Source organism: Nocardia carnea, assembly GCF_029869215.1.
GTDB classification, from domain to species: Bacteria; Actinomycetota; Actinomycetes; order Mycobacteriales; family Mycobacteriaceae; genus Nocardia; species Nocardia carnea_B.
Genome location: NZ_JARWPM010000130.1, coordinates 21,061 through 27,542, shown reverse-complemented (window position 1 = coordinate 27,542; position 6,482 = coordinate 21,061). Strand labels below are relative to the sequence as shown.

6 protein-coding genes are annotated in these 6,482 nt (G+C 69.4%); 3 read left to right on the top strand and 3 right to left on the bottom strand.

All coding sequences use genetic code 11. The features are described from left to right. Positions 1 to 112: 112 nt before the first annotated feature. Both QH276_RS08255 and QH276_RS08250 read left to right on the top strand, forming a co-directional pair. Positions 113 to 796, top strand: coding sequence for a heme oxygenase (biliverdin-producing) (locus QH276_RS08255; RefSeq protein WP_280396807.1), 684 nt, complete (start codon positions 113 to 115; stop codon positions 794 to 796). Positions 797 to 865: 69 nt separating this feature from the next. Beyond that, positions 866 to 2,563, top strand: coding sequence for an FAD-binding dehydrogenase (locus QH276_RS08250; protein WP_280396806.1), 1,698 nt, complete (start codon positions 866 to 868; stop codon positions 2,561 to 2,563). 21 nt (positions 2,564 to 2,584) lie between these two features. Here the strand turns inward: QH276_RS08250 and QH276_RS08245 are convergent, their stop codons facing one another. The 3 genes from QH276_RS08245 to QH276_RS08235 form a co-directional block, all read right to left on the bottom strand. Beyond that, on the bottom strand, positions 2,585 to 3,406 hold the full coding sequence (locus tag QH276_RS08245; protein WP_280396805.1) for an IclR family transcriptional regulator: 822 nt from the start codon (positions 3,404 to 3,406) through the stop codon (positions 2,585 to 2,587). A gap of 98 nt (positions 3,407 to 3,504) precedes the next feature. Beyond that, positions 3,505 to 4,914, bottom strand: coding sequence for a serine/threonine-protein kinase (locus QH276_RS08240; protein ID WP_280396804.1), 1,410 nt, complete (start codon positions 4,912 to 4,914; stop codon positions 3,505 to 3,507). Next, positions 4,911 to 5,369: a thioredoxin family protein gene (locus QH276_RS08235; RefSeq protein ID WP_432278546.1), complete on the bottom strand. Its 459-nt coding sequence runs from the start codon at positions 5,367 to 5,369 to the stop codon at positions 4,911 to 4,913. Before QH276_RS08235 ends, QH276_RS08240 begins: the two co-directional genes overlap by 4 nt. A 221-nt stretch (positions 5,370 to 5,590) precedes the next feature. Between QH276_RS08235 and QH276_RS08230 the strand changes: the two genes are divergently transcribed. Beyond that, positions 5,591 to 6,259 carry a PaaI family thioesterase gene (locus QH276_RS08230; RefSeq protein WP_280396803.1) on the top strand — a complete coding sequence of 223 codons (669 nt, stop codon included), beginning with the start codon at positions 5,591 to 5,593 and terminating at the stop codon, positions 6,257 to 6,259. Positions 6,260 to 6,482: the final 223 nt, after the last annotated feature.

The following is a 6,482-nucleotide window of genomic DNA, read 5'->3' as shown; positions in this document are numbered from 1 at the left end:
GCGCGCCGGTTTGGGGGGGTTTGGCCGGGGGGGGGGGGGCCCCCCCCCCCCCCCCCCCCCCGAGGAGATCGGGCGGCGAGATACCGCCGCGTTCGCAGGAAAGGTATGTGCGATGCCGGAGACCACCGAAACCGCCGATCCCGCCACCCCGTTCTCCACCCGGATCCGGGAGGCCACCGCCCGGGAACACGAAGCCGCGGAGAATTCGGCCTTCATCACCGATATGCTCGCCGGCGCCCTCGGCATCGACTCCTACCGCCGCTACACCGGTCAGCTCTGGTTCATCTACCGGGCGCTGGAGGCGCACAGCGCGGAGCTGGCCGCGGATCCGGTGGCCGGCCCGTTCATCAGACCCGAGCTGGCACGCACCGCGGAACTCGAACGCGATCTGGCCCATCTCGCCGGTCCGGGCTGGCGCGACGAACTCGATCCGCTGCCCGCGACCGCCGCCTACGCCGCGCGGATCGAGGAATGTGCCCGGACCTGGCCGGGCGGTTATATCGCGCACCATTACACGCGGTATCTGGGCGATCTGTCCGGCGGTCAGGTGATCCGCGGGCACGCCGAGAAGCTGTGGGATCTGCCGCATCGCGGTGACGGCGTGCGGTTCTATGTGTTCGACCGCATCGGCAATCCGGCCGCCTTCAAACGCGAATACCGTGCCCTGCTCGACCGTATCGGTGCCGACGAACTCGAACAGCGCCGCATCCTCGACGAAGGTAAACGGGCGTTCGTACTGAACCGGGCGGTGTTCGCCGAATTGGCCGCCGAGTTCCCCGCCCGGCGCCCCGGCTGAAACGCCGCTCGGCCATCCCGCGGGTCTGATAGGTTTCCCGCCGGTAGCTACGCAAGCGAAGGGTGAACCGTGTCCGAAACCTCTCCTGGCGACCCGGTATCCGGCAACTATCCGGTGATCGTCGTCGGCGCCGGTTTGGCCGGTCTGGTCGCCACCTACGAACTGACCAAGGCCGGGCACCGCGTCCTCGTGGTGGACCAGGAGAACCGCAACAACCTGGGCGGTCAGGCGTTCTGGTCGCTGGGCGGCCTGTTCTTCGTGGACAGCCCGGAACAGCGGCGGCTCGGAATTCACGACTCCTACGAATTGGCGCTGCAGGATTGGCTGGGTTCGGCCGGATTCGACCGCGACGACGAGGATCATTGGGCGCGGCAGTGGGCCGAGGCCTATGTCCGTTTCGCGGCCACCGAGAAACGGGACTATCTCTACGACCTCGGGCTCCGGGTCACGCCGCTGGTCGGCTGGGCCGAACGTGGCGGCGCCCTGGCCGACGGCCACGGGAACTCGGTGCCGCGATTCCACATTTCCTGGGGTACCGGCCCCGGTGTGCTGGAGGTCTTCCTGAACCCGGTGCTCGAAGCGGAACGCAACGGGCTGGTACGGTTCGCGTTCCGGCATCGGGTCGACGAACTGATCGTGTCCGGTGGCGCGGTGACCGGGGTCCGCGGCAGTGTGCTGGAGCCTACGGAGCTGGCCCGCGGGGTGGCCTCCCCGCGTACGGTGATCGGCGATTTCGAATTCCACGCCGGCGCCGTGGTGGTGACTTCCGGGGGTATCGGCCACAATCACGACCTCATCCGGCGCAACTGGCCGGTCGACCGGCTCGGCCCGGCGCCGCGCACCATGATCTCCGGGGTCCCCGCGCATGTGGACGGCCGGATGCTCGGCATCGCCGAATCCGCCGGTGCCGCCCTGGTGAACCGCGACCGGATGTGGCATTACACCGAGGGCATCAACAACTGGGACCCGATCTGGCCCGATCACGCGATCCGCATCATCCCCGGCCCGTCGTCGCTGTGGTTCGACGCCTTCGGGAAACGGTTGCCGGCGCCCTGTTTTCCGGGGTTCGACACCAACACCACGATGAAGGCCATCCTGTCCACCGGCCACGACTATTCGTGGTTCGTGCTCACCCAGGCGATCATCGAGAAGGAGTTCGCGCTCTCGGGGTCGGAGCAGAACCCGGATATCACCAGCAAGGACCGGCTCGCGACCGTGCGCAGCAGGTTCACCAAGGGCGCGCCCGGCCCGGTGGAGGCGTTCAAAGAACACGGTACCGATTTCGTGGTGGCCGATACGCTGCGCGAACTGGTGGACGGGATGAACGCCATCGCCCGCGGCCCGCAACTCGACCACGCCGAGCTGGAACGCCAGATCGTGGCGCGCGACCGGGAGATCACCAACAAGTTCAGCAAGGACGCCCAGATCACCGCGATCCACAACGCGCGAACTTTTTTCGGCGACAAAACCGCGCGAGTGGCGAAACCACATCGGATCCTGGATCCGGCCGCGGGGCCGCTCATCGCGGTGCGGCTGAACGTCCTCACCCGGAAAACTCTCGGCGGTTTGCAGACCGACCTGGATTCCCGGGTGATGCGCCCCGACGGCACCCCCTTCCCCGGGCTGTACGCGGCGGGTGAGGTCGCCGGCTTCGGCGGTGGCGGGGTCCACGGCTACAACGCGCTGGAAGGTACCTTCCTCGGCGGGTGTATTTTCTCCGGCCGGGCGGCGGGCCGGGCCCTGGCGAAGTCACTCGGCCCCGCCTGACACCTCTCCACCCCCGGACATCTACTCCCGGGAGAGCAGCCTGCTCGCCTCGGTGGCCAGCGCGGCGAGTTGGCGCGCCTGCCGGGCGGTATCGACGGCGGGCCGGCCGGTGCCGATCCGGGTGGTCAGCGAGAGGGCCGCCACCGCGACCCCGCGCCGGCGCACGGGGACCGCGACACAGCCGATACCCAGGACCGCCTCCTCGTTGTCCACCGCGACCCCCTGGCGGCTGCGGATCCGGGCCAGTTCACGGTGCAGTTCCAGGCGGTCACCGATGGTGCGCGGGGTGAGCCGGGGCAGCCGTTCGCGCAGCGAGGTTTCCACCACCCCGGGATCGAGGCTGGCCAGCAGCGCCTTGCCGAGGGCGGTACTGTGCGCGGGCAGCCGGCCACCGACACGGGTCGGCACCGTGGCGCTGGTGCGGCCACCGGTTTTGTCCAGGTACACCACATCGCGGCCGTCCAGGACCCCCAGATGCCCGACCGAGGCCGTCCGCTGGCACAGTTCGTGCAGCAGCGGGCCGATCACTGCCCGCAATTCGTTGTGCCCGGCCGCCAGGCCGCCCAATTCCAGTGTCCGCAAACCCAGCCGGTAGCCGCCGGGTGAATGGGCCAGCCAGCGCAACCGGATCATCTGGTCCAGGATGCGGTGCACCGTGGACCGCGGCAGCCCCGTGCGTTCCACCAGATCGTGCAGGGTGAGCACCGGGGTGGCGGGCGCGAACGCGTCCAGGATCAGTGTCATGCGCTCGATCATCGATACCGGGGGGACGGGCCGGACCGGCTGTTGCCCGTCCTGCCACGACCCGCCCGGTTCCGGGTCGGCCAGCACCTCGACCGTCAAGACTTACCTCCATCGTGCAGCCCGGACAGCTTATGCGTAGCGAACCGGACGCTATCGACGATGCCCTTTTCCGGTCGTGTGCAAACCCTCACACCGGATCAGCCCGGGAGCAACGAGGAGTTGAATACGCTGCACAGCCAGCGGCCGTCGACGAGCTCCATCACCGTGGATACCGACAGCTCCCGCGCGGTCTCGGGCGCGCCCGGTTCGGCATTGAGCGTGGTGAGCTGCACCTGTACCTCCGCGCGAGTGTCGTTGGCGCTCATCGTCGCCGTACAGGTGGCTTTCTCGACCCGGGACCGTTCGGGGTCGGCGGAGATGAGCACCCGGGCCATCGGCAGGACGGTTTCGGCCTGACTCTTCCACTGCCCGGTGGCCCCGGCCTGTACCTTCTGCTCCCAGCCCGCCGGGTCGGCGTAATCGTAGGTCCCCACCAGGGTGGAGTATTCGCAGGCAGCCTGTTCGGCGGCGGCCTGCGTATCGGCCGGCGGTGGCGGGACGACGGAGTCGGCGCTGCCGCCGCGCAGCACCGCGGTGAGCCAGGCTGCCGCGCCGAAAACAACCAGCGCGGCGGCACCGGCCAGGGCTGCCAGGAGCGGTCTGCGGCCGCGCCGGGACCGGCCGTCCGGTGGTACAGCCGGTGGCAGGACCGCCGGCCGGGTGACCTCGGTATCGGTCAGCGCCCGCCGCGCCGCCTGCGCCAGCTCACCACAACTGGGGAACCGCTCGGCCGGGTTCTTCGCCATCGCTTTCGCGATCACCCCGTCGAAACCGCGGGGCACGCGCGGGTCGGCCTGGGACGGCACCGGTACCGGGGCATTGAGATGGGCGTTGATCAGCGCGCCCGTGGTGGTCGCCGGATATGGCAACCGGCCGGTGAGCATGTAATACAGCGTGCAGCCCAGCGAGTACACATCGGCGCGGCGGTCGATATCGGGCCGCATCTCGAAATACTCGGGCGCCGCGTAATGGAAACTCGCGTACAACTCACCGGTGCGGGTGAGGCCGTCGGACCGGTCGAGCGCTTTTGCGATCCCGAAATCGGAGAGGAACACCTGTCGCTGATCGCCCCACGCCAGCAGGATGTTCGCGGGTTTCACGTCGCGGTGCAGGATTCCGGCGGCATGGGCGTGGTCGAGGGCCCGCGCGGTTTCCTCGGTGATCCGCACGGCGTAGTCGGGCCGGACGGGCCCGTCGCGCAGGACGGCCGCGACGTCGGTGCCCTCGATGTACTGCATCGCCATCCACAGCCGGTGCTGCTCCTCGCCGCGGGCGTAGACGGCGACGATATTGGGGTGCGCGAGCCGCGCCACCGTATCGGCTTCGCGCAGGAATCGCGCCCGCACCTCGCGGTCGTCGCCGGTCACCGGAGGCAGCAATTTGAGCGCGACCGGCCGCGGGAGATCACGGTCGCGGGCCAGGTACACCTGTCCCATACCGCCCGCGCCGAGCAGGCGTTCGACGCGATAACCGGCGAATATCGTGCCCGGTTCGAGCCCGCCGGTCACGCGGAACGCAGTCCCGGCCACCCGTAGGGATGCGGGCCCGGCGCGGGCCCGGCGCGACCGGGCTCGGGCGCCTCCACCGCGGCCGTCATCTCCGCGCGTACCGGCTGGCCGTGTTCCCGCCGGAAGGCCTCCATATCCATCCAGCGGATCTGCTGGACGAGCTCCTCGAGTTGATCGGCGGGCAGGAATCCGGCCTGCGAATGCACCAGCATGCCCTCGCGGAACGCCATGACCCACGGGTAGCGGTCGACCTGTCCGGCCGCGGCCAGCGCGGGTTCGGCCTCGGCTTCGACCGTGGCGTGCACGATATCGCGATGCATTTCCGAGGACGCCTCGTAGACCGGCGCGAACCGGGTACACCATCCACACCAGGTCGCCCAGAAGTCCACCAGCACAATATGGTTGGTGGCCACCACCGTCTGGAAATTCTGCTGGGTCAGTGGCATCGTCGGCATCTGTCGTCCTCCCGGCGGCCCGAGCCGACCGCCCCGCGTGCGTATCACCCCGTCCGGAAATCCTCGCACGAACGGGGGTCCGACGCCCGGTGAAACAAGTCCGCCGCACGCCGATATCCGGCAGCCTACGCGGTCCGAACTGGGCGGGGACGCGGGGCGGTGAGGCGTTCCCGAGCGCCCCTGTGAACCGGCGCGCCGGGCGGGAACGATAACGTGTTCTCATGAGCGAAGACGAGGCCGGGAACGCACTCCCCAGCGCCGAGCACCATGAGGGCGGATTCCGGCCGATGTCGGAGCTGATGGATCAGGTCCGGTCGGTGGACACCAGCCGCGGCGGACCGCACTACGGTGATTTCATCGAGCAGGTACGCACGCTCATGGACCGGACCCGGCTGGCGGTCCCGCCCGACGATCTGGTCCAGGAGGCGGCGGGCATCCTGGAGAAACTCAACGACCGGCTGACCGCGCATGTCCACGACGAATGGGATGCCCCCGGCTGGACTCGGTTCGATCTTCCGTCGCGCGGCAATGTGACCCTGCCGCCGTACCGGGTGGACCGTGCCAAACCGGACGGCGTGGAAGCCCGGATCACCTACCGCACCTTCCATCTGGGCGGTAACGCGGCGGCACACGGTGGCTACATCTCGCTGGGCTTCGACGACCTGATGGGACTGGCGGGCTCCCTGTATTCCGGATCGGTGACCCGGACGGCGTCGCTCACCGTCGACTACCGGGCGATCACACCGCTGAACAAAGAACTGCAGCTGCGTGCCTGGGGCGAACGCCAAGAGGGCCGCAAGGTATGGATCAAGGCCACCCTGCACGACGGTGACCTGCTCTGCGCCGAAGCCCACGGCCTGTTCATCGTGTTGAAGCCCGGCCAGCCGTAACACCGGATCGCGCCACACCACCGCCGAGCCGGCCGACGGCCCCGCCATCCGGCCGGCCACACCCGGATGAGGATGCCGTCCGCACGGCGGCACCGGCCGGAACGCGGCCGCTGCCGCGGGCAGTAGAGCAGGCCGCGCTCACCGGGCTTCGCCGCAGCCCGGCGGCCGGTGCCGGACCGGCCACAACACGGCCCGCGCGGTAGCGGCGCCGTCCCCGTTTTCG